Origin of the sequence: Rhodoferax sp., assembly GCF_010365055.1 — a bacterium.
In the GTDB taxonomy this organism is placed as follows: domain Bacteria; phylum Pseudomonadota; class Gammaproteobacteria; order Burkholderiales; family Burkholderiaceae_C; genus Rhodoferax.
In genome coordinates, this window is the sequence record NZ_JAAFHA010000073.1 from 1 (window position 1) to 20,324 (window position 20,324).

The 20,324-nt window shown below is 62.0% G+C and carries 26 protein-coding genes and 1 pseudogene; 15 read left to right on the forward strand and 12 right to left on the reverse strand.

From position 1 onward, the window contains the following. A pseudogene (locus GZ093_RS14945) lies at positions 1-468 on the reverse strand (flagellin); the annotation flags it as partial. 516 nt (positions 469-984) lie between these two features. On the opposite strand from GZ093_RS14945, the gene GZ093_RS14950 reads away from it, so the two are divergent. The 4 genes from GZ093_RS14950 to GZ093_RS14965 all read left to right on the forward strand — a co-directional run bounded on the left by GZ093_RS14950 (position 985) and on the right by GZ093_RS14965 (position 2,432). After that, positions 985-1,254 carry a BrnT family toxin gene (locus GZ093_RS14950; protein ID WP_296487295.1) on the forward strand — a complete coding sequence of 90 codons (270 nt, stop codon included), beginning with the start codon at positions 985-987 and terminating at the stop codon, positions 1,252-1,254. Next, positions 1,238-1,552, forward strand: a complete 315-nt coding sequence (locus tag GZ093_RS14955) for a BrnA antitoxin family protein (protein WP_296487240.1) — start codon at positions 1,238-1,240, stop codon at positions 1,550-1,552. The genes GZ093_RS14950 and GZ093_RS14955 overlap by 17 nt, the downstream gene beginning before the upstream one ends. A gap of 221 nt (positions 1,553-1,773) precedes the next feature. Continuing rightward, on the forward strand, positions 1,774-2,028 hold the full coding sequence (locus tag GZ093_RS14960) for a type II toxin-antitoxin system prevent-host-death family antitoxin (RefSeq protein WP_296487242.1): 255 nt from the start codon (positions 1,774-1,776) through the stop codon (positions 2,026-2,028). Further along, positions 2,028-2,432: a type II toxin-antitoxin system VapC family toxin gene (locus tag GZ093_RS14965; RefSeq protein WP_296487244.1), complete on the forward strand. Its 405-nt coding sequence runs from the start codon at positions 2,028-2,030 to the stop codon at positions 2,430-2,432. Before GZ093_RS14960 ends, GZ093_RS14965 begins: the two co-directional genes overlap by 1 nt. 26 nt (positions 2,433-2,458) lie before the next feature. Here the strand turns inward: GZ093_RS14965 and GZ093_RS14970 are convergent, their stop codons facing one another. Beyond that, positions 2,459-2,854 (reverse strand): universal stress protein, encoded by a 396-nt coding sequence (locus GZ093_RS14970; protein WP_296487246.1) that lies wholly within the window; start codon positions 2,852-2,854, stop codon positions 2,459-2,461. Between the two features lie 185 nt (positions 2,855-3,039). On the opposite strand from GZ093_RS14970, the gene queA reads away from it, so the two are divergent. Continuing rightward, complete coding sequence (gene queA / locus GZ093_RS14975) at positions 3,040-4,122, forward strand: tRNA preQ1(34) S-adenosylmethionine ribosyltransferase-isomerase QueA (protein ID WP_296487248.1); 1,083 nt, start codon at positions 3,040-3,042, stop codon at positions 4,120-4,122. Between the two features lie 46 nt (positions 4,123-4,168). Here queA and GZ093_RS14980 read toward each other — a convergent pair whose 3' ends face one another. Beyond that, on the reverse strand, positions 4,169-4,543 hold the full coding sequence (locus tag GZ093_RS14980; RefSeq protein WP_296487250.1) for a type II toxin-antitoxin system VapC family toxin: 375 nt from the start codon (positions 4,541-4,543) through the stop codon (positions 4,169-4,171). Next, positions 4,540-4,770, reverse strand: a complete 231-nt coding sequence (locus GZ093_RS14985) for an AbrB/MazE/SpoVT family DNA-binding domain-containing protein (protein WP_296487252.1) — start codon at positions 4,768-4,770, stop codon at positions 4,540-4,542. The genes GZ093_RS14980 and GZ093_RS14985 overlap by 4 nt, the downstream gene beginning before the upstream one ends. Before the next feature lie 101 nt (positions 4,771-4,871). On the opposite strand from GZ093_RS14985, the gene tgt reads away from it, so the two are divergent. The 4 genes from tgt (at position 4,872) to GZ093_RS15005 (ending at position 9,178) form a co-directional block, all read left to right on the forward strand. Further along, on the forward strand, positions 4,872-6,089 hold the full coding sequence (gene tgt / locus GZ093_RS14990) for a tRNA guanosine(34) transglycosylase Tgt (RefSeq protein WP_296487253.1): 1,218 nt from the start codon (positions 4,872-4,874) through the stop codon (positions 6,087-6,089). A 44-nt stretch (positions 6,090-6,133) separates the two neighbouring features. Beyond that, complete coding sequence (locus GZ093_RS14995; RefSeq protein ID WP_296487254.1) at positions 6,134-7,306, forward strand: ATP-binding protein; 1,173 nt, start codon at positions 6,134-6,136, stop codon at positions 7,304-7,306. Next, positions 7,303-7,842 (forward strand): hypothetical protein, encoded by a 540-nt coding sequence (locus GZ093_RS15000; protein ID WP_296487256.1) that lies wholly within the window; start codon positions 7,303-7,305, stop codon positions 7,840-7,842. Before GZ093_RS14995 ends, GZ093_RS15000 begins: the two co-directional genes overlap by 4 nt. Before the next feature lie 157 nt (positions 7,843-7,999). Next, positions 8,000-9,178: a J domain-containing protein gene (locus tag GZ093_RS15005; RefSeq protein ID WP_296487257.1), complete on the forward strand. Its 1,179-nt coding sequence runs from the start codon at positions 8,000-8,002 to the stop codon at positions 9,176-9,178. 9 nt (positions 9,179-9,187) lie between these two features. Here the strand turns inward: GZ093_RS15005 and GZ093_RS15010 are convergent, their stop codons facing one another. The 5 genes from GZ093_RS15010 to GZ093_RS15030 all read right to left on the reverse strand — a co-directional run bounded on the left by GZ093_RS15010 (position 9,188) and on the right by GZ093_RS15030 (position 13,782). Next, complete coding sequence (locus GZ093_RS15010) at positions 9,188-10,471, reverse strand: FIST C-terminal domain-containing protein (protein ID WP_296487261.1); 1,284 nt, start codon at positions 10,469-10,471, stop codon at positions 9,188-9,190. 30 nt (positions 10,472-10,501) lie between these two features. Further along, positions 10,502-11,206 carry a PhaM family polyhydroxyalkanoate granule multifunctional regulatory protein gene (locus GZ093_RS15015; RefSeq protein ID WP_296487263.1) on the reverse strand — a complete coding sequence of 235 codons (705 nt, stop codon included), beginning with the start codon at positions 11,204-11,206 and terminating at the stop codon, positions 10,502-10,504. Between the two features lie 75 nt (positions 11,207-11,281). Continuing rightward, positions 11,282-12,397 (reverse strand): tricarballylate utilization 4Fe-4S protein TcuB, encoded by a 1,116-nt coding sequence (gene tcuB / locus GZ093_RS15020; protein WP_296487297.1) that lies wholly within the window; start codon positions 12,395-12,397, stop codon positions 11,282-11,284. A 328-nt stretch (positions 12,398-12,725) separates the two neighbouring features. Next, positions 12,726-13,247: a copper chaperone PCu(A)C gene (locus tag GZ093_RS15025; protein ID WP_296487266.1), complete on the reverse strand. Its 522-nt coding sequence runs from the start codon at positions 13,245-13,247 to the stop codon at positions 12,726-12,728. Between the two features lie 166 nt (positions 13,248-13,413). Further along, the gene (locus tag GZ093_RS15030; RefSeq protein WP_296487269.1) at positions 13,414-13,782 is read right to left on the reverse strand and encodes a DUF2946 family protein; all 369 of its coding nucleotides are present in this window, start codon (positions 13,780-13,782) and stop codon (positions 13,414-13,416) included. A gap of 120 nt (positions 13,783-13,902) precedes the next feature. On the opposite strand from GZ093_RS15030, the gene GZ093_RS15035 reads away from it, so the two are divergent. Both GZ093_RS15035 and GZ093_RS15040 read left to right on the forward strand, forming a co-directional pair. Beyond that, complete coding sequence (locus GZ093_RS15035) at positions 13,903-14,277, forward strand: TraR/DksA family transcriptional regulator (protein ID WP_296487272.1); 375 nt, start codon at positions 13,903-13,905, stop codon at positions 14,275-14,277. A 15-nt stretch (positions 14,278-14,292) separates the two neighbouring features. Next, positions 14,293-14,895: a MarC family protein gene (locus GZ093_RS15040; protein WP_296487275.1), complete on the forward strand. Its 603-nt coding sequence runs from the start codon at positions 14,293-14,295 to the stop codon at positions 14,893-14,895. 24 nt (positions 14,896-14,919) lie between these two features. Here GZ093_RS15040 and GZ093_RS15045 read toward each other — a convergent pair whose 3' ends face one another. Beyond that, entirely contained in the window at positions 14,920-15,927 is a 1,008-nt protein-coding gene (locus GZ093_RS15045) for a fumarylacetoacetate hydrolase family protein (protein ID WP_296487277.1), read from the reverse strand. Between the two features lie 15 nt (positions 15,928-15,942). Here GZ093_RS15045 and GZ093_RS15050 point away from each other — a divergent pair, with 15 nt between their 5' ends. The 4 genes from GZ093_RS15050 (at position 15,943) to purU (ending at position 19,208) form a co-directional block, all read left to right on the forward strand. Beyond that, complete coding sequence (locus tag GZ093_RS15050; RefSeq protein ID WP_296487279.1) at positions 15,943-17,049, forward strand: DUF3108 domain-containing protein; 1,107 nt, start codon at positions 15,943-15,945, stop codon at positions 17,047-17,049. Positions 17,050-17,120: 71 nt separating this feature from the next. Further along, positions 17,121-17,432 (forward strand): DUF3567 domain-containing protein, encoded by a 312-nt coding sequence (locus GZ093_RS15055; RefSeq protein ID WP_296487282.1) that lies wholly within the window; start codon positions 17,121-17,123, stop codon positions 17,430-17,432. 49 nt (positions 17,433-17,481) lie between these two features. Continuing rightward, on the forward strand, positions 17,482-18,339 hold the full coding sequence (locus GZ093_RS15060; protein WP_296487284.1) for a ChaN family lipoprotein: 858 nt from the start codon (positions 17,482-17,484) through the stop codon (positions 18,337-18,339). A gap of 20 nt (positions 18,340-18,359) precedes the next feature. Then, positions 18,360-19,208, forward strand: a complete 849-nt coding sequence (purU, locus tag GZ093_RS15065) for a formyltetrahydrofolate deformylase (RefSeq protein WP_296487286.1) — start codon at positions 18,360-18,362, stop codon at positions 19,206-19,208. A gap of 39 nt (positions 19,209-19,247) precedes the next feature. Here purU and GZ093_RS15070 read toward each other — a convergent pair whose 3' ends face one another. Beyond that, complete coding sequence (locus GZ093_RS15070) at positions 19,248-20,039, reverse strand: enoyl-CoA hydratase-related protein (protein WP_296487289.1); 792 nt, start codon at positions 20,037-20,039, stop codon at positions 19,248-19,250. A gap of 39 nt (positions 20,040-20,078) precedes the next feature. Continuing rightward, on the reverse strand, positions 20,079-20,324 hold a 246-nt coding region (locus GZ093_RS15075), incomplete at its 5' end, for a phosphatidylserine decarboxylase (RefSeq protein WP_296487292.1).

The following is a 20,324-nucleotide window of genomic DNA, read 5'->3' on the forward strand; positions in this document are numbered from 1 at the left end:
GTCATTGGCCGTGTTGTTGGCGCCGACCTGAAATTTTTGGGCCGTGAACGAACCATCGAGCAGCTTGTTGCCGTTGAATGACGAGTTTTGTGCAGCCCGGTCAATTTCTGCAGACAGTGCTTGCACTTCACCATCCAGCGCGGCGCGATCGGATGACGAGTTGGTGGCATTGGCCGACTGCACCGCCAGTTCACGCATACGCTGCAGGTTGCTGCCGATTTGCGCCAAGTCGCCTTCAGCCGTTTGCGCCAGCGAGATGCCGTCGTTGGCGTTGCGTGCTGCCTGGTTGCTGCCGCGGATCTGGGTTGTCATCCGTTCGCTGATGGCCAGACCAGCAGCGTCGTCTTTGGCGCTGTTGATGCGCAAGCCGCTTGAGAGGCGCTGCATGGAGGTGGACAGCGAGGCCTGGCTCGACATCAGGTTACGCTGCGCGGTCAATGAACTGATATTTGTGTTGATAACTGACATTTTGAAGCTCCTTTAAAGCTGAATTAATCCGGCATTGCTGCCAATCCCAACGCCAATCCTGTGGATTGACCGCCATGACCGGTGCGCTCTTTCAAACACTTGCCGGACGTTGAGCTCTGTTTGCACTGAAGCTCGCTGAATCACTTTGAGATGAAACGGTAGTGAGAATATGAAAATTCCGGCCCGGCTAAAGCGCGATAAACGGTGGGGTTTACGGCTATTTCTGGCGACAACGGGAATTAATTGAGCGGTAGGCGCATGACCTGCGCCAAAGATCGCCTCGTAGAGTTTCAAGCCTAATTTGCCCGTAGCCCCCGTCTTTATTGGGTATATAGCTATAAAAAAAAGTAAGGGTCTTCTATTGACAGAACAGCAGTCAACTCAGAAACGGCTGCAGCCATGCGGCATGTGTCGTGCGAATGAAGGCCTTGTCCGCGGGCATTTTTTCAAGGCAGGTTGTAAATACGTAGTTACAAATACTATTTACATTTGAATTAATCGTAGTTACAATAAATTATCGGTGTGACCTTTGACCCGGCCAAAAGTGCAGTGAATACTGTCAAGCATGGTTTACCACTTGCGATGGCGAGTGAGCTTGAATGGGAGTCGGCGCTGGTATGGCCTGACAAACGTCGCGATTATGGTGAGCAGCGAATGTGCGGACTGTTGCCAAAAGGTGAGCGCTTGTATTTTGTCGCCTTCGTCGAACGTGGCCAATCAAGACGGATGATCAGTTTGCGCAAAGCCAATAAACGAGAGGTGCAGATCTATGTTGAAAACAGTTAAAACCCGTTCGGGTCGTGTCATCATTTTGCCAACACCCGAAGAAGATGCGGCCATCACTGCAGCTGCAATGTCCGACCCAGATGCAATGCCGTTCACGGACTCCGAATGGGCGCAGGCCAAGCCCTTGGTGCGTCGCGGCCGACCTTTGGGCAGCGGTGTCAAAACACAAGTCACGCTGCGAATCGATACGGAAGTGATCGAGAAATTCAAGACATCTGGCGACGGCTGGCAAACCCGCATCAATGACGCCTTAAAGAGCTGGACGCAGACTCACAACATGGACCAATCAAGTCGTTGACCCTGACAACCGTGCGACTGGTCTGCTGGCCGTATTGCAGTCCGTGGGAATGCGCTTGTCAGTTGAGCCCGAAAATCTTGCCCAAGTTCACGCCTAAACTGATTGGGGTTGAACAGAAAGGGGACAGAAAAGAGAAAAGGAGCCCGGTCCGAACTACTGTTTTCCCTCTCGCTGTCGGTTTGTGCAAAAATATGGCTATCCATAATTTTCAGGGTTGAACCATGAGATCTGTTGCTGTTTTTGAAGCCAAAAACCGGTTTTCGGAGTTGCTCAGTGCGGTCGAGCATGGCGAGGAAATCACCATCACGCGTCACGGCGCACCCATAGCGAGATTGGTGGCGATGGGCACCGCGGGCGAGGTACCAGTGGCGCAAAGTCAGCGCGTTTCAAATGCCATGCAACGGATGCGTACATTGGGACGTGGTGCTGAGTTGGGTTGCACTGTCAAGCAGGCCATCCAAGAGGGCCGAGAGTGATGTCTTTTGTGCTTGATAACTCGGTCGTCACCGGTTGGTATTTGCCAGACCAGGCCACGACTTACACACAGACCATTGCGACCCGTTTGGAGACGGAAAGTGCCGTGGTGCCACCGCTTTGGCAACTGGAGTTGGCTAACGTTCTTAAAACTGCCTGCACGCGCGGGAAACTGAGCCTGGAGGCCGCAAGGCAAATTCTTGACACGCTGGGTGAGCTCCCAATAGATGTCGATAGGCGCCCCGGGCCCAACCAACGACAGTTGTTTGAATTGGCCATGCACTACAAGCTCAGCAGCTATGACGCAGCTTATCTGGAATTGGCCCAGCGCCATGGCATTGCGTTGGCAACGCAAGATGCACAACTGAGGGATGCGGCCATCGCGGCTGGCCTGGCAGTTTTATAAGCTCGAATGCCCCATGCTCAGCATCGTCACCCCGCCGACTTGACCGCCAATACCGGGCAGGACACGGAAAGAAGTAGCTCCTGGGCCACGCTGCCCATGATGAGTTTGCCCACGGGGGAACGTTTTCTCATGCCAATGACGAGCAAGGAGGCGGGCAAGGACTCAACCAGGGCCTCAATTTCTTCGACGGCATTTTTGCCGCGCACAAACTGTTTGACTTCTGCGTTGAGGCCCGATTGTTCCAATAGCTGCTGGACGCGCTCGAAGTCCTGCACGTCGGCAAACGACGCATCTTCCTTCTTGCCACCGGGGGTGGCGTTGACCACCACCAGCTTTTCATTGCGACGCTGTGCAATTTCGATGCCTTTGTCCAGGGCGGCTTGACCCTCGGGGCGTGGCACATAGGCTACAAGTATTGTCATTAATCTTCTCCATTTGTTTTTAGAGACTCTATTAGACGCGATCAGGCGGCAAACGGGAACCCTGCGAACGCACCCACCTGTCAGGCAGACGACAAAGATGAACAGGACGTGTCGTCCAGTTTGGCCTGCGACAATCGGCCTCTTTGCGCACCCGGGTACGGGGCCAGTCCACCCATTCAAGCACTATGCCGCCCTCTTTAGCCGACGCCGCCCGCGCCTTCACCCTCAGCGACTTTGACTTCCACCTGCCGCCCGAGCTGATCGCCCAGCACCCCGCGCCCGAGCGCAGCGCCTCACGGCTGCTCGACAGCACTGGCGCCACCCCGCAAGACCGGATTTTTCGTGATCTCCCGACCTTGCTGCAGCCGGGCGATTTGCTGGTTTTCAACGACACCCGCGTCATGAACGCCCGCCTGTTTGGCGAGAAGCCCACCGGCGGCAAGCTCGAACTTCTGGTTGAGCGCGTGCTGGGCGGCAACCAGGTGGCCGCGCACCTGCGCGTGAGCAAAAAGCCTGAAGTGGGCGCCTCCGTGGCACTGACCGGCGCGCCCGGCACGCATGAAAATTTGCGCGCCACGCTGTTGGGGCGCTGGCCCGATGCCCAGGGTACGTTGTTTCGTTTTGTCCTGACCAACGACGCGGGCGACGACCCGTTCACGCTGATGGCGCGCCACGGCCATGTGCCGCTGCCGCCTTACATCACGCACACCGATTCGTTAGAGGACGCCGCGCGTTACCAGACCGTGTTCGCCAAAAAGCCCGGTGCCGTGGCCGCGCCGACGGCCGCGCTGCATTTTGATGACACCCTGCTCGCCGCCATCGACGCGCTGGGCGTGCAGCGCGCCTTTGTGACGCTGCATGTGGGCGCGGGCACTTTTCAGCCCGTGAAAACCGAAAACCTGGCCGAGCACCAGATGCACAGCGAGTGGTACGACGTGCCCACCGCCACGCAGCAGGCCATTACCGACTGCCGCGCCCGCGGTGGCCGCCTCATCGCGGTGGGCACCACCACCGTGCGCACGCTGGAATCGTGGGCGCAGACCGGCCAGACCACCGGCGACACCCGCATCTTCATCACGCCGGGCTTTGATTTCAAGTTGGTGGACCTGCTGGTGACCAACTTTCACCTGCCCAAATCCAGCCTGATGATGCTGGTGAGCGCGTTTGCGGGTTATGAGCGCGTGATGGCCTTGTACCGCCACGCGATTGCAGCGCAGTACCGGTTTTTCAGCTATGGCGATGCCATGCTGCTGGCACGCCAGCGCTGAAGCGCGCCAAAGCGCTGCAGCCAGCAGCCTGGCCTTGGCGCCTGCCTCAAGCTTTGGCAAACCATTGCACGCCCGGCAAAGCCTGATAGTCAACATCCTGCGTCCAGAGAATCGCACCAAGCTCCAGCGCCAGGCTGTACATCATGGCGTCGGCCATGGCCAGCCGGTGGCGCAAGGCGACGTTGGCCGCCGCGATGGCGCGCCGGTCGGTGAGCTCCAGCACACGGCCCAGTCGCATCACATCCAGACACTGCGCCACCGCCTCCGGCGGTACTTTGCGGCTGAGCACCTTGTGCACTTCATACAACGCAATCACGGGCACCAGCAGCTTGTCGCGCTGTTCAATCACCGTCTTGAATTTGGGACCATTGGGACTCGCCAGAAAAAACTCGATCCAACCCGATGAATCAACGACGTTCATTCAAACTCCCGGTCCGGTTCTTTCTCAATCTCCAGGTCAGCCGGATTCAGGTTGTATTTTTTGAGCATGCCGTAGTACGCGCTCATCGGCAGTTCGGGTTTGATCACCAACTCTTGACCGCGCAATTCAAACTGAATGTGCGAGCCTGCGCTCAAGCCCAGCTTGGCGCGCATGGCGGCCGGGAGCGTGACCTGCCCCTTGCTTGAAACAATGGCTTGTGCTTGCATACAAATATCCTTTACAAAATCTTGGTAAAGCGAATCATAGGAGTAAAGCAAACCAGTTGCAAGTCGGCGTTTGGCCCTGGAGATCAAAGACAATAGCGCCCATGCTGAAATTTGACCTGCTCCAAACCGACCCCGACAGCTTTGCCCGCCGTGGCACGCTCACACTTAACCACGGCGTGGTGCAAACGCCGATCTTCATGCCGGTGGGCACCTACGGCACGGTGAAAGGCGTCACGCCGCGCAGCCTGGAAGACATGGACGCGCAAATCATCCTGGGCAACACCTTTCACCTGTGGATGCGCCCGGGGCTGGATGTGATGGCGCAGTTTGGCGGCCTGCATCAGTTTGAAAAATGGAAGAAACCGATCCTGACCGACTCCGGCGGCTTTCAGGTCTGGAGCCTGGGCGCCATGCGCAAAATCACCGAGGACGGCGTGCACTTCTCAAGCCCGGTGAATGGCGACAAGCTGTTCATGTCGCCCGAGGTCAGCATCCAGATTCAAACCACGCTCAATTCCGACATTGCGATGCAGCTGGACGAATGCACGCCTTACTTGTCGGTCGAGCCCAAAACCAAAGGCCAGATCACCACCGAACAGGAGGCGCGCAGCTCAATGGAAATGAGCCTGCGCTGGGCCAAACGCAGCCAGGCCGAATTTGCCCGGCTGGAAAACCCCAATGCCCTGTTTGGCATTGTGCAAGGCGGCATGTTTGAGGCCTTGCGGCAAGAGTCGCTGGAGCAACTGGTGGCCATGGACTTTCCCGGCTACGCGGTCGGTGGCGTCAGTGTCGGCGAGCCCAAAGACGAGATGCTGAGCATCATGGCGCACACGCCGCACCGTCTCCCCGCGCACAAGCCGCGCTATTTGATGGGTGTCGGCACACCGGAAGACCTAGTGGAAGGCGTGGCGCAGGGCGTGGACATGTTTGACTGCGTGATGCCGACCCGCAACGCGCGCAACGGCACCTTTTTTACCCGCTATGGCGACCTGAAAATTCGCAACGCCCGCCACAAAGCAGACCAGCGCCCGCTGGATGAAACCTGCACCTGCTACGCCTGCGCGGGCAGCCCGCCGGAGATGAACGCGCCAGACACCGGTGCGGGCCGGTCCTGGGCCCAAGGCGGGCGGGGTGGTTTTAGCCGCGCCTACCTGCACCACCTGGACCGCTGCGGCGAGATGCTGGGGCCCATGCTGTCGAGCATCCACAACCTGCACTACTACCTGAACCTGATGACCGAGGTGCGCGCTGCGCTGGACGCAGGCGCCTTTGGCGCGTTCCGCCAGCAGTTCAAGGCGGACCGGGCGCGCGGCGTGTGAATTTATCATTGCAAATCATGGAATGAAACTCCATAATTGCAAGGATGTTTTTACGCCGCCTGTTACCACAACTCACTGAGGAGCTTCAGCATTCACCCGCCGTGGCCTTGCTGGGGCCGCGCCAGGCGGGCAAAACCACGCTGGCACTGGAAGCGGCCAAGGCTATCCCCAGCATCTACCTCGACCTGGAATCCGAGCGTGACCGGGCCAAACTGGCACAGCCCGAGCTGTATCTGGCAGACCATCTGGACAAACTGGTCATTTTGGACGAGGTTCACCGAACACCCCATCTGTTTCCGGTGCTGCGTGGGCTGATCGACCAGGCTCGCCGCAGCGGACGCCGCGCGGGTCAATACCTGCTACTGGGATCGGCCGCACTGGACTTGCTTCAACAATCGGGTGAAACACTGGCAGGGCGCATTGCCTACCTTGAGTTGGGACCACTCAACCTGCTGGAAACCGGCACCGAGCTAACGGATGCTTTGTGGCTGCGCGGCGGCTTTCCCGAGAGCATGACCGCGCCCAGTGACTCGCGCAGCCTGCGCTGGCGGCAAAATTTCATCCGCACCTATCTGGAGCGCGATGTTCCCCAGTTCGGGCCGCGCATTGCCGCCGACACGCTGCGCCGCTTCTGGATCATGCTGGCCCACAACCAAAGTGGCCTGCTCAACGTAGCCCAACTGGCGCGCAACATGGGGGTGGATGTCAAGACTGCGCAAAGCTACATCGACCTGCTGTGCGCCCTGCTGTTGGTGCGCCGCCTCCCACCCTGGCACGCCAACGTGGGCAAACGTCTGGTCAAGTCGCCCAAGGTGTATGTGCGCGACAGCGGGCTGGTGCACGCCCTGCTGGACATCGAAACCAAAGAAAGCTTGTTATCCCACATGGTGCTGGGCGCCAGTTGGGAAGGTTTTGTGATCGAGAACCTGCTGAGTTGCGCGCCAGCCAGCGTGCAGGGCTATTTCTACCGTACCAGCGGTGGCGCCGAAGTTGATTTGTTGCTGACTTGGCCCAGCGGGAAGATGTGGGCCATTGAGATCAAGCGCAGCCTGAGCCCCAAGATCGAGCGCGGCTTTCACGCTGCCTGCGCGGACTTATCACCGGCGCGAAAACTGGCGGTTTATCCCGGTGACGAATCGTTTCCCCTGGGTCACGACATCCAGGCCATACCGCTGGCAACGCTGTGCCAGGAACTGGCCTTGACATCCCATCCATGACCAACCCACCGCCTAAGCCCCGCAGCTTCTGGCTTTGGCTGGCCCGCCTGCCCCTTCGCCTCCTCAAAGGTCTGTTCGGCTGGCTGCTGGCGCTGCTAATCCTGTTCGAGGAATGGGGTTGGGAGCCGCTGCAGCGGGCGCTGGCCTGGGTGGGTCGTTTGCCGGGGCTGCGCTGGCTCGAAGAGCGAATCCGCGCCTTGCCACCCTACGCCGCCCTGGCCTTGTTTCTGCTGCCCACCGTGATGCTGCTGCCGGTCAAGTTGCTGGCCCTGTGGCTGATCGGCCAGGGCCAAGTGCTCTCCGGCACGCTGGTCATCCTCGGCGCCAAGCTAGTGGGCACGACCGCCGTGGCCCGCCTATTCACCCTGACACGCCCCGCGCTGATGCAACTGGCGTGGTTTGCGCGGCTCTACACCCGTTGGATTGACTGCAAAGAAGCGCTGCTGACGCAGGTGCGCGCGTCATGGCCGTGGCGACTGGGGCGTGTGCTCAAGCGCCGCTGGAAGCGGCGCCTGCGGCGTTTCGGGCACAGCTGAACGCAGTCAAGTCACTGCGTAATAGATAGCACAAATGCATGTTTTACGCGGGCTAGAGCCACAAAACATCAGATAAAATCAGTGCGGAGCAAGAAGCCACTCCCATCCTTCATGACTGCCTCCAGCCCGACCCGATCCTTTCTGCCGGGACCAGACCATGCCACGCCAAACCCCTTTGTTTTCAGACAACGAACCCGACGAGCGTGTGCCGGCAACGCCCGCCGACAAGACGGGCGCGCCAAGCAACGCCGTTACCGCGCTCCAGTTCACCAGTGCCTCGCTCTCGCCCGAGCAACAGCGCTTTAACAAGCTGATCACGCGCACCGAAAACCTGGCACGCAAGATTGAGGCGACGCGCACGCTGGCCGATGCGCACCGCCCGCACCATGGGGCCACCCTACGCCCACTGGAAGACGAGCGCAGCGCCCTGATGCGCCGCATGGCGCTGTGGCTGGACGTGCGACTGCAACGCAAGGGACTCAGCGCCAAGCAGAAACGCATGACCAGCGAGATGATCTGCAACCTGACCGCCGGGCTGGCCATGGCCGGCGACGAGGCCATGCAGCAAATGCATGATGCGCACAGCGACGAGTCACTGGCCGAGCAGGAACAGTCCGCCATGGCTGACATGCAGGCGATGATGGAAGGCATTTTGGGCCACCCCCCGGGCCATGCGCCGGGCTTTGAAAGCCTGCAGGACATGCTGCAAGCGAGCATGAGGCAAATGCAGGAACAGCAGCAGGCGCAGGATGAAGCGCGGGCGGGCCACAAGAGGGGTGGCAAGTCGTCCGCACGCCAGCAACAGTCCGAGCAGCAAGCGCAGGACGCGCAAGGCGCGCTGCGCACCATTTACCGCCAGCTGGTCAGCGCACTTCACCCCGACCGCGAAAGCGACACCCATGAGCGCGCGCGCAAGACCGCGCTCATGAAGGAGGTGAATGCCGCCTATGAGCGCCGCGACCTGCTGGGCCTGCTGCAATTGCAGGTGCGCGCCGCGCTGACGGACGGCGAGATGATGTCCAATCTGGCGCGTGAGAAGGTCGCAGCCCTGAGCGTGCTGCTCAAAGATCGAGCTGCCGTGCTGACGCGCGAACTGCGCGACATGGAAATGCAGATACGCGCCGAGTTCGGTCTGGCGCCCTCTGCGGCGCTGAGTGCGGGCAGCCTCAAGCGCGCCATGATCGAGCAACAGCAGAACTTGCAAGTCGATGTGGTGATGATGCAGGCGGACTTGCAGCGTGTGCAGGAGGACGCAGCGTTCAAGCGCTGGTTGCGTGAACAGCACCAGGGCGAACAGGATGGCTTTGACCCCTTTGAGCTGCCGGGCTACTTCTGACCGCCCCGATCAGGGCGCGGCAAACACCGTCAACACCCCGGTATACCCATACAAGTGGTTGCGGGCAATCTCGCCACCGGCAAAAAAGCCCACCAGCGGCACATCACCCAAGGCACGGCGAATGATTTGCAGCTCGGCGCTCGGGGCCCCAAAGTGCGGCCCGCCGCGCCCGGCACAGCTCACGTAAATGGCCCCGGCAATGCCGCGTGCCGGATGCGGCGCCGCTTCGGCCTCGGACGCGTGCAACGCCGTGACAGCCGCCAGCGGAAGCTCTTCGGGCTCCAGTTCCTCGCGAATTTCGGCGCAGATGCGGATCAGATCGGCCTTGGCCGCCTGGGCGTTGCGCTGGCAAAACACCAGTTGCGTGCCCGGCGCCACCGGCTCCGCCACGGCGATGCCGCGCTGCCCCGGATCCAGGCCAATGATGTGGCGCACGAGGACATCGTTGCCAAAATGCCCGGTCTGGCGCACGGCTGGCGCATCGGACACCGCCACCCCTCGGTTGCCGTCCTGCGCGCGCGCCAGCCCCACCAGCGTGGCACGCACCACCGCCAAGGCTTCTTGCGGCTGCTCCAGCGAAATGTGCAGGTCGCGCAGCATCACATCCAACGCCGGTTCATCGTCCAGCGCCAACACCACATGCTTGTCGGCTTGGGTCACCTGATGCGCCCGCGCCACCGGCAAACAGCCTTGCGTGACGCGCGACACCAGCTTGATCCCGGCACCAAAGGCGACGCCGCTCAAGCCCCCGCTGAAAACGCCACGGGCCGCGCCCTGGCCGCTGATGTTGCCGTCGCCGCCGACGGCAAACTGCACGGTCTTGGAGCGGCTCGACGCCAGGCCGCCAAACAGGTAGCCCGAGTCGGTGCGCTGCGCCATCTCTTCAATCAGCTCGCCCAGATCGGGCGTGCTGGCGTCGGCATGGATCAGCGCGGTATGCGCCTCAAAGCCCAGGCCCAGCGGCGCCACGCCGGAAAACACCCGGTACTGGTCGGTCGGCAACTCGCACAACATCAAAGCCAGCGCCGGCTCGTCAAAATACTCGGCGTTGTTGGCGGCAATGCCCACGCCCACGGTGCCCGACCAATCGGTGATCTCGGGCAGCTCGGCGCTCAGGTGATCCAGAATGTCTTGCGCCTGCAGCGCGTAGTGGTCGGTGATGTAGAGCAGGGCCAGCGTCGGGCTGCTGGCGTAACCGTGCAGCGCCATCTGGGCGCGCACTTGCGCCAGCGTCAACTCGGCGGCCATCTGCCACTGCGGGTGCGTGGCATGGCCATAGGGAAACAGCTTCATGACCCGCCTTTTAGCGCAAGCAATCGCGCATCAGGTGCGGCGGCGCACAGTTTTTTTGACCGCTTTGTTAGGCACTTTTTTGGCTGCAGCCCTCGCTGTACCTGCGCTAGCAGCTACATTTTTTGTAGCTTTAACGACTTCTTTGGTAAAGCCGGCCGCCATGTTTTTGGTGACATCCAGGGCGGTGGCCTTGCCGGCGTCCTTCATGGCGCTGGCGGCAATTTGCCCAAACTGCTGTGTCAGCGCACCCCAGAGTTGCATCGGGTCAATCAAGCCAGCGGCCATGTCCGTCACGGGCTTGGCCGCTTTGCGGACCTTTTTAGCCACATCTTCGGCGTCAGCGGCCACTTCGGAGAGGGTGTGGGCGGTGGAGGCCGCTTTTTCGGTGACCCGCTGCACCCCGGAATAGACCGAATCAGCGGCTTTGAGCTTGAGTGCATTGGCCATGTCACCGATGTTGAAGTTCATGCCCTTGAGCGTGGCCAGCGTCATCTTCTGCACCTCCAGCGCCTGCACGGTCGCGCCCAGCGCCTTGGAATTCTGATCGAGCCAGAAATGCACCGCCTTGAGTTCGGCAATGCGTTTGTCCAGCTCTTCGACATTGAGGGTGGGTGCAATCCAGTTGGCCAGATTGGGCATCTGCGGCACCGTCTCCGTCGCCCCCTTGGCCAGGTTTTGCAGAAAATCGAAACCGGGGATAAATTTACCGAAACCGGGGTTTTGGGCATCACTCATGTTGTCTCCAAGGGGTTGGCTGTAAGGGTTCACAGCTTACCCCAATGCCGACCAAATGGCGATGTGCCGCCAGCGCTAGGTCTGGCGCTTTTCGACCGCATGGCGCAAGAGCGCGGCGGTTCGGAAAATACCGTGCGCAAACTTGCCATAAGGCAGCGTGGCAAACAGCGCCATCACAAGCCCCAGGTGCAGGGTCAGAAGGGCTGGCAGGGCCACCCCGGCGTGCACCAACCACAGGGCCAGGCCGCTGGCGCTGACAAAGAAGAGCAGCGCGATGAAGCCGCGGTCCATCGGTTTTTGCGCCGCATCGCCGTGCAAAGGGTGGCGCTGCAGGTTGAGTGCGAACAAGCTACCCGTGCCGAGCAGCAAACTCAGCCCGCCGGCGACACCCAGCAGTTTGGGCAGTTGCGGCAAGTCGTAGGGCGCCGTCCAGCCCAGGACATAGTGATAGACGCTCGCCACCAAGGTGGCGGCAAAGCACAGCAAGACACCGTAAAAGGTCAGATGGTGGGCCCGGCGCCGGGCCAGTGTGGCCGTACCGTCGGCATTGTTGCAGCCGTGGCCACCACCGTCCAGGTATTTCAGGCGCAAGACGTCACGGGCGGCCTCGCCAGCGGCCGCGGCGCCGACTGACTGGCCGCTGGTGGCCGGCGTCACGTCGTGCCAGAAACGCCGCACCCCCATGCCCAGTGCAAACACGGCATACAGGAAAACCGGCGCAAACAAACCGACCAGCACCTGGTGCGCAAACACCGCGCTGTACCCAGCCTGGGGTGAGCCCAAGAGCGTGCCATTCAAGGCCAGCGCCAGCAGCAGAAAGAGGGTCAAAGCGCTCGCCAGTGCCAGCGACAGCACCAGGCCATGGCGTTGGTAAAGTGCGCCCAAGGCCGGTGGCCAGGCATAGTCGGCGTAGGTCTGACCACGCACGCGGGCCATGGCCTGCGGCAGGTTGACCGCCAGCTCGTGCGGCGGGGCGACCTCGCAGCCGTGCAGGCAGGCGCCACAGTTGTGGCAAAGATTGGCCAGGTAGTGGATGTCGGCCTTGGCAAACTGGAGCCGCCGCGAGCTGGAGGGGAATACCGCACAAAAACTGTCGCAGTAGTGGCAGTCGTTGCAGATATGCAAGAGGCGGGATACTTCGATTTCGGGTGCCGTCAGCATGGATTCGTTATTCGTTTTGCCACCGGCCAGCGCGGGAGCATCAACAAGAAGGCTGGCGGCGCGAGTGTACGGCAGCTTGTTCGGGCCCAGCGCCGCGCAGGCAGTGCAAGCCAGAGCAGCCAGCAACAGGCGTATCGACAGCAGACGGCGCAGGACCTCTCAACGGCGACTGGTCGTCGCCGCAATATTGAAATTGCAAAACACCCCTGAATTTAAGACAAATCAGCCTCTAGCCCTTGTCGATCCTATCTGAGTCACTATGAATTAAATAGTAGAGTTGGTGCATGGAGGACGAAGGGGCGCCGCAGCCTGTCAGCCTGGGTTGGTGTGACATCAAATGCCGGAACAGGCCAGGCGCTCAGGGTGCCTTTTTGGCCGGCATGTTGCCGTGCATGGAATGATCCATCGGCGCCTCTTTGCCATGCGCCATGCCAGCGGGGGCCACCGCCGCCACCGGCACCGTCAGCTCGACTTTGCTTTCCACTCCCTTGGCATCCTTGAACACCAGGGTCAAGGGCACGCTGGTGCCTTGGAGCAAGGTCGATTTCAGGTCCATCAGCATCAGGTGGTAGCCGCCGGATTTGAGCGCCACCGCCTTGCCTGCGGGCAAGTCCAGCCCGCCCTTGACCTCACCCATTTTCATGATGCCAGCGTCCATCGTCATCTCATGCACCTGGCTGACGCCCGCCACCGGGGACGAGACGCCGACCAGCCGGGCGCCCTCTTTGGCGGTGAGCGTCATGAAGGCGCCGGTGGCTAGCTGGCCCTTGACGGTGGCACGCACCCAGGCGTTTTCGACCTCAATGGCAGCAGCGTGGGCAGCGCAGGCGAAGGCGGTCGCGGCGAGGGCGACCGAGGTCATCAGTGTTTTGAATTTCATGGTGTTTTCTCTGTCAGGTTTTTTGAAAAGGGGCAAGGGCAGGACGGCTTCAAACAGCGGTTGCCCGACGAACAAGAAGCAGCCACGCCAGGCTGCTGCAACATTTGAGTAAAATACGCCTGCAGCCCGCATGGAGCAAGCGCAAGCAGCTATCTTTTTTGATGTATTAGAAAGAGGCCGGAGGCCCACGCGCGGGTAAGGGCGCGGCGCTCAGAGCCGCAATGTGGGCAGCGGGAATGCCTTGCAGCACATAGCCCAACGCTTGCATCGGCTCGGTACCCGCAGATGCCAGAGGCGGTGGTGGCGCGCCGATGCCAACGCACAAGGGGCAATCCAGCGTGTGGCTGGCAGTCGGCGCACTGCCGTCATCGGTCTTCTGCAACAGCTTCATCCCGCCCGCGCCCGAGCAGATCAGCTCAAACGCCTGCGGCTTGACCAGCGGCGAGGCAATCGCCGCTGCGATCGACATGGCAAACCACACCAGCACGAAGCGGGCAAGAAGTTTGGCGTGGCGCAGCAGTTGCAGGATTGACATCGGGCGCATTGTAGTTGCCGCTTTTTCAGCCTGCAGGCGGCGCCAGTTGCTTGACGTTCCTCAAAGTTTGTATTGATTTGGCGGCGCATCATGACAACTCATCGCCACGGAGGTTTTCTCATGACCAAAAAACTCAACGCCGCTTTTAAAGAACAATTGCTGGCCCAGCGCGCCAGCTTGATGGCGCAGCTCAGGGACCTGCGCGGCGGCGCGGTCGGACGTGCCGAGGCATCGGCCGAGCATTTTGGCCAGAAGGAAGATTCCACCGCGCAAGACAACAGTGCACGCGCGCTTGAATTTGCGCTCGACGCGCACGACAGCGAAGAGCTTGACCGCTTGGACGCCGCCCTGCGCCGGATTGAGGACGGCAGCTACGGTTTGTGCGTCGACTGTGGGGTGGGGATTCCGGCCGCCCGGCTGCACGCGGCGCCGGACGCGCTGCGCTGCATCGCCTGCCAGGAGAAGTTTGAAGAGCGCCAGGCCCAGCGGTCCTGATATCCTGCCGGGGCCATGAATTACACCTTTGCCTCGGCCACCATCCTGTTGATCCTGATCACCGACCCGATCGGCAACATCCCGATTTTTGCCAACGCGCTCAAGCATGTGGCGCCCGAGCGGCGACCCTGGGTGATTTTGCGCGAGGTGTTGATTGCCTTTGCGCTGCTGTTGAGCTTCATGTTTGTCGGCAGTGGCTTTCTGCGGGTGATGAACTTGAGCGAGCTGTCGCTGCAAATTGGCGGCGGCGTGATTCTGTTCTTGATCGCCCTGCGCATGATTTTCCCGCCGCCCAAGTCCGATGCGCCCGAGGAGTTGCATGAGCCTCTGGTCGTGCCGCTCGCTATTCCGGCGATTGCCGGCCCGTCGGCGCTGGCTACCGTGCTGCTGCTGGTATCGCAAGCCCCCGAACGGCGCATGGAATGGATTGCCGCGCTGTGCGTCACCATGGCCGTGAGCGCCGTGGTGCTGGTGCTGGCCGAACGGATTCAGCGCGTGGCCGGTGACCGCTTTGTGGTGGCGCTGGAGCGCCTGATGGGCCTGGTGCTGGTGGCGGTGTCGATCGAGATGATGCTGCGCGGCGTCAAAACCTTTGCCGGGCAGCTGGCGGGCGCTTGATGGCGTGGTCCGCCCAGCAACCTGTCAAAGCGCTGTCGCTTTTTCAAGCGGCACGATTTCCTGCTCAATGGCGCCAAACACGCTTTGCCCATCGCGGCCCTTCATCTCGATGCGGATGGTGTCGCCAAATTTCATGAACTCGGTCAAGGGCTGGCCATCCAGCAGCGTCTCCAAGGCGCGTTTGTCGGCGATGCAGCTGTAGCCGTGGCTGGTGTCCAGGTTGCTGACGGCGCCCGAGCCGATGATGCAACCGGCGCGCAGCCTGCGTGTCTTGCAAAGGTGCGCAATCAGTTGCCCAAAATGAAAGCGCATCTCTGGTCCTGCCTCACACAGCCCCACTTTGCGGCCATTCCAGCTGGTTTGCAGCGTCAGGGCCAAGCGGCCCTGGGCCCAGGACGCGCCCACTTCGTCGGGCGTCACCGCCACCGGGCTGAAGGCGGTGCTTGGGCGGCTCTGAACGGGTCCGAAGCCCTGCGCCAGCTCGGCCGGCATCAACTCGCGCAGACTGATCGCATTGGCCAGCAGCAGCAGCCGGATGCCGTCAAGCGCCTGGGCCGGGGTGGCGCCCAGACGCACGTCGCCGGTGATGACCGCCACCTCGGCTTCGAAATCGATGCCATCGGCCTCGCTGGCGCACAGCACCTCGTCGCATGGCCCCAGAAAATCGTCGCTGGCACCCTGGTACAGCACGGGAGCGGTGGCTGTGCTGGCAGCGCCTTGCCGTGTTTGGGGGTTGCGGTACGCCGACCCATTCACCCACTGGCAGGCACGCGGCAACGGCGCCATGCATTGGCGCGGGTCAAACGGGAAGGCGTGGCGTGCCAGGCCGGTGCCCGTGTTCGCGCCACTTTCGCGTGCCCGGTTGAGCGCGTCGTACAGGTCCTGCAACTGGGGCGAGCGGAAGTTCCAATCGTCGAGCACCTCCTGCAACCGGTGCGCGATGCCGGTCGCATAATGGGCAACACTCAGATCGCGCGCCACAACAACCAGCTGGCCATCGCGTGAGCCGTCTTTGTAAGTAGCAAGTTTCATAGGGAATACGGGTCAATGACTGGTGTAAATTCTGTATTTTCGTTCAAGGTGCTGGCCGTCATCACCGTAGCGGTGCTGGGGGTGCATATGGCGGCCTTGCAGGCCAGCCCGATTGTCCTGCGGCCAAGCCAGGCCGAACCACCCCTGCGTGCGTTCTTCACCCGTTCGATTGAACCAGTTGCGCCCGAAATAGCAGCGCCACCCAGCGCGGCCAACGCGGCGACCGTGGCGCCGCCGCCACGCCAGCGCGTGCGGCCCAGCGCGGCCCGGTCAGCGCCATCGCCCGAGTCAGCGCCGTCAGCCAAGTCAGAGGCTGCGTCCAACCAGGCGCGAGCTGCCGCGCCGATGCCGGCCGCCCCGAAGGAAGTGGAGGCGATTTCAATCCGACCCGATGACGCCGCCTTGCAGGACCGGCCTGACGCCGATCAGCTGGCCTTGGCTCCAGGCGCGCCGCGCCTGCCACCCGAACCAGCACTGGCGGTCGCTGCCGACAAGGTTCCCGCCTCGGTGCGTCTGAAATACCAGGTGCTGGCCAACAAATTCCCCTACCGGCTCAACGCCGAGCTGCGCTGGCAGCGAACCGACGAGGAATACGCGGCGCGACTGGAAATCAGCGCGTTCGGCCAGGCGCGCGTGCAGACCAGTCGCGGCCAGATCACGCCGCAAGGCCTGGCGCCGCTGCGCTTTTCTGACAAGTTCCGCAGCGAGGTCGCCGCCCACTTTGATCGGGCCCAGGGCAAAGTCACTTTCAGCGCCAACACGCCGGACGTGCCGCTGTTGGCCGGCGCCCAGGACCGCCTGAGCGTGCTGATGCAATTGGCTGCCATGCTGGCCAGTGCCCCGCAACGCTACCCGCAAGCCAGCACGATCACATTCCAGACTATCGGCCCGCGCGCTGCCGATCTCTGGCGCTTTACCGTGGGCGCGCCGGAAACACTGGCGCTGCCGGGCGGCCAGCAAGCCACCTTGAAGCTGGTGCGCAACCCGCGGGAGGCGTTTGACCAGAAGGTCGAGCTGTGGCTGGCGCCAGCGCTGGGCTATTTGCCGGCCCGCATCCGCATCACCGAGGCCAATGGTGACTATGTCGACCAGCAGTGGCTGGTGACCGAGCCGCAAAGTTAGGCCCTGACCCTTGAAATTGCCGCCTCCCCTGCCATCTGCAGGGCATAGACGTTTAAGGGATAATTCTTACCATGCACACGCTTTACGACTCTGACACCTACTCTGTGACGCACATGCTGGCCAATGCCGTGGTCACCGATGCAGCGCCAGACGCTGGCCGTGATCGCACGGAACCGGTGCGGATTGCGCCCACATTGGCACGCCACGGCTTCGAGATTGTGGACAAGCGCGCCAACAAAGAGGTCTACCTGGACGGTTCCTGGGCAGAACTGTTCCAGCAGCACATTTCGGCCTGGCAGCAAAACACCCCGACCCAGGAAGAGGTGGAAGACACGCTGGAGCAATACGCCGAGCTGGCGCAAAACCCGGTGCGGGTGCACTGAGCGCACACCGCGCCTGCTGCCACGCTGCCTCGAATCAAAGGTTTTTTTGATGGCCACCCGACGTCTCGCGGCGGTTGTGGCAGCGTTAGCCTTGCTGGGTTGCACCGGCGCTGCCAACGAGGCCCTACCACCCGCCCTTGACCCCACTGGCCTGCTGCAGCAACTTCTGCCCGTTGACGTCATTTTTTTGGGTGAGCAGCATGACGTACCCGACCATCAGCGCATCCAGCGCGCCGTTGTAGAAGCATTGGCGCGCCAGCAAACGCTGGCGGTGCTGGCGCTGGAGATGGCCAGCCAGGGCCAATCGACCGAAAAGCTCGGATCAGATGCCAGTGAACACGCCGTGCGCGCAGCCCTGAATTGGAACAATGAGGGCTGGCCTTGGGCGGCCTACGGCCCGGCGGTGATGGCGGCTGTGCACGCTGGCGTGCCGGTGATCGGCGCCAATCTGCCGCCGGCACGTGTGCGTGAGGCCATGACCAACAGCGCATTGGATGCACTTTTGTCAGCCCCGGCGCTGGGGGCCCAACAGGAACGGGTCCGCGTGGGCCACTGCAACCTGTTGCCCGAAAGCCAGATTGCCCCGATGACGCGGGTCCAGATTGCGCGCGATGTCGCCATGGCCCAAACCGTCGCGCAGGCGGCGCGGCCCGGCAAGACCGTGCTGCTGCTGGCCGGCGGCGGCCATGTGGATCGCAGCCTGGGTGTGCCCTTGCACCTGCCACCGGGGTTAAATGTCAAGACGGTGCGTCTGCAGGCCGGCCCGCCATCTGAAGATACGGAAAGTGCAAGCAGTTTTGACCTCACCTGGGCCACCGAACCGGTGCCCGCCAAGGACTATTGCGCCGACTTCAGCAAGCAGCGCAGCGCAACAGCCGCTGCAGCCAAGTCGAAAAAGGAACCCTGAGCCCTGCGACAATCCGGCGCATGAATCCTGTTTACATACTGACTCTCTCCTGCCCCGACCGCCTGGGGCTGGTGCACGCGGTGTCCGGCTTCTTGCTGGAACACGCTGGCAATATTGAAGAAGCCGCCCAATACAACGACGAAGACACCGGCCTGTTCTTCATGCGGGTGCAGTTTGCTTGTGCGCAGGCGACGCATGAGGAGCTCAACGGCCATTTGAGCGTGTTTGCCCAGCCCTTCGAGATGCAATGGCGCCTGCACGCACGCGCGCAGCCGATGCGCACCGTGATCATGGTCAGCAAGGAAGGCCATTGCCTGAACGACCTTCTGTTTCGCTGGAAAAGCGGCCTGCTGCCGATCGACATTCGCGCCATCATCTCGAACCACCGCGAGTTCTACCAACTGGCCGCCAGCTACAACGTGCCGTTTCATCACCTGCCGATCACCGCCGCCACCAAGGCGCAGGTCGAGGCCCGGCAGTATGAAATCATCCAGACGGAAGCGGCCGAACTGGTGGTGCTGGCGCGCTACATGCAGGTCTTGAGCGACGACCTGTGCCGCAAGTTATCGGGCGCGGCCATCAACATCCACCACTCGTTCCTGCCCAGCTTCAAAGGGGCCAAGCCCTATTACCAGGCCCATGACCGCGGCGTGAAGCTGATTGGCGCCACCGCCCACTACGTGACCGCCAACCTGGACGAAGGCCCGATCATTGAACAGGACGTGGCGCGGGTGGACCACAGCAAGACGGTGGAAGACCTGACCACGCTGGGCCGTGACACTGAAAGCCAGGTGCTGGCGCGGGCCGTCAAATGGCACAGCGAACACCGGGTGCTGATCAACGGTCACAAGACCGTTATTTTCAAGTAAAGGCCGCAGCGGCCCGGTCTGGCTGACGCCTGGGCCGGTTCATGCGCCCTGGCCCGACGGCCCCTGCGTGTACTGCGCCGGGCGCTTTTGCAGGAAAGCCGCAATCCCTTCCTGGGCGTCCGGTGTCATGGCGGCGGTTGCCATCAACTCGCAGGCCAATGCGTACGCCTGGTCCTGCGGCAAGCCGACCTGCTGGTAAAAGCCCTGCTTGCCCATCGCCTTGGACAGCGCGCTGCCGCGAGTGGCACGGTTGATCAGATCAAGCGTGGCGGCGTCGAGCTGATCGGCCGGGACCGCGCGGTTGATCAGGCCCCAGCTGGCGGCGGTCGCAGCATCGATCACATCACCGGTCAGCGCCATCTCCAGCGCGCGTTTGCGACCGATGTTGCGGGCGAGCGCCACCAGCGGCGTATGACAAAACAAACCGCCCTTGCCGCCCGGAATGGCAAAGCCGGCGGTGTCGGCGGCAATGGCCAGGTCGCAACTGGCCACCAGTTGGCAACCGGCTGCCGTGGCGAGGGCGTGCACCTTGGCAATCACCGGTTGCGGCATCGCCTGAATGGCATCCATCATCTCGGTGCAGACGGCAAAGAGTTCGCGCGCCTGCGCCAGCGTGGCACCGGCCATGTCGCCAAAGTTGTGGCCAGCGCTGAACACCGGGCCGTTGGCCGCCAGGATCACGCCCAAGGCGTCGCTCTGCGCCACGGCGCGCAAGGCCTGCGTCAACTCCAGCATGACGGGCATCGCCAGCGCGTTGCGCTTCTCGGGCCGATTCAGCGTGAGGGTGGTGATGGGGCCGCTGGTGGAGACCAGTAAGTGTTGGTAGTTCATGGCCGCATTGTGGCCGCCCCGCCGGCGCTGCGCAAGCGGCTACGGCAAGGCTTGGCTGGCCATGGCTTGACCCAATCGAATCGCGCCAGCGGGCGCCCAAGTGGGATTGAACTGCAATGGGCCTTTGGGGAACAGCAGCACCACGGTGGACCCGAGCAGAAAGCGGCCCATCTCCGCGCCCTTGTTCAGGGCACTGCGCTGGTCGTCATAGCGCCACTCACGCACCGCCCTCCCCCTGGGCGGGTTCACCACGCCGTGCCACACCGTGGCCATGCTGCCGACAAT

Excerpts from the sequence above, each read along its gene's own strand:
- tgt (WP_296487253.1), top strand. The coding sequence starts at position 4,872 with ATGCTGAAATTTGACCTGCTCCAAACCGACCCCGACAGCTTTGCCCGC.
- GZ093_RS15025 (WP_296487266.1), bottom strand. The coding sequence starts at position 13,247 with ATGAAATTCAAAACACTGATGACCTCGGTCGCCCTCGCCGCGACCGCC.
- GZ093_RS14965 (WP_296487244.1), top strand. The coding sequence starts at position 2,028 with ATGTCTTTTGTGCTTGATAACTCGGTCGTCACCGGTTGGTATTTGCCA.
- queA (WP_296487248.1), top strand. The coding sequence starts at position 3,040 with ATGCCGCCCTCTTTAGCCGACGCCGCCCGCGCCTTCACCCTCAGCGAC.
- GZ093_RS15030 (WP_296487269.1), bottom strand. The coding sequence starts at position 13,782 with ATGTCAATCCTGCAACTGCTGCGCCACGCCAAACTTCTTGCCCGCTTC.
- GZ093_RS15015 (WP_296487263.1), bottom strand. The coding sequence starts at position 11,206 with ATGAGTGATGCCCAAAACCCCGGTTTCGGTAAATTTATCCCCGGTTTC.
- GZ093_RS14995 (WP_296487254.1), top strand. The coding sequence starts at position 6,134 with ATGTTTTTACGCCGCCTGTTACCACAACTCACTGAGGAGCTTCAGCAT.
- GZ093_RS15035 (WP_296487272.1), top strand. The coding sequence starts at position 13,903 with ATGACCAAAAAACTCAACGCCGCTTTTAAAGAACAATTGCTGGCCCAG.
- GZ093_RS14970 (WP_296487246.1), bottom strand. The coding sequence starts at position 2,854 with ATGACAATACTTGTAGCCTATGTGCCACGCCCCGAGGGTCAAGCCGCC.
- GZ093_RS15050 (WP_296487279.1), top strand. The coding sequence starts at position 15,943 with ATGACTGGTGTAAATTCTGTATTTTCGTTCAAGGTGCTGGCCGTCATC.
- purU (WP_296487286.1), top strand. The coding sequence starts at position 18,360 with ATGAATCCTGTTTACATACTGACTCTCTCCTGCCCCGACCGCCTGGGG.
- GZ093_RS15055 (WP_296487282.1), top strand. The coding sequence starts at position 17,121 with ATGCACACGCTTTACGACTCTGACACCTACTCTGTGACGCACATGCTG.
- GZ093_RS14960 (WP_296487242.1), top strand. The coding sequence starts at position 1,774 with ATGAGATCTGTTGCTGTTTTTGAAGCCAAAAACCGGTTTTCGGAGTTG.
- GZ093_RS15060 (WP_296487284.1), top strand. The coding sequence starts at position 17,482 with ATGGCCACCCGACGTCTCGCGGCGGTTGTGGCAGCGTTAGCCTTGCTG.
- GZ093_RS15070 (WP_296487289.1), bottom strand. The coding sequence starts at position 20,039 with ATGAACTACCAACACTTACTGGTCTCCACCAGCGGCCCCATCACCACC.
- GZ093_RS14980 (WP_296487250.1), bottom strand. The coding sequence starts at position 4,543 with ATGAACGTCGTTGATTCATCGGGTTGGATCGAGTTTTTTCTGGCGAGT.
- GZ093_RS15000 (WP_296487256.1), top strand. The coding sequence starts at position 7,303 with ATGACCAACCCACCGCCTAAGCCCCGCAGCTTCTGGCTTTGGCTGGCC.
- GZ093_RS14985 (WP_296487252.1), bottom strand. The coding sequence starts at position 4,770 with ATGCAAGCACAAGCCATTGTTTCAAGCAAGGGGCAGGTCACGCTCCCG.
- GZ093_RS14955 (WP_296487240.1), top strand. The coding sequence starts at position 1,238 with ATGTTGAAAACAGTTAAAACCCGTTCGGGTCGTGTCATCATTTTGCCA.
- GZ093_RS15045 (WP_296487277.1), bottom strand. The coding sequence starts at position 15,927 with ATGAAACTTGCTACTTACAAAGACGGCTCACGCGATGGCCAGCTGGTT.
- GZ093_RS15040 (WP_296487275.1), top strand. The coding sequence starts at position 14,293 with ATGAATTACACCTTTGCCTCGGCCACCATCCTGTTGATCCTGATCACC.
- GZ093_RS15005 (WP_296487257.1), top strand. The coding sequence starts at position 8,000 with ATGCCACGCCAAACCCCTTTGTTTTCAGACAACGAACCCGACGAGCGT.
- GZ093_RS15010 (WP_296487261.1), bottom strand. The coding sequence starts at position 10,471 with ATGAAGCTGTTTCCCTATGGCCATGCCACGCACCCGCAGTGGCAGATG.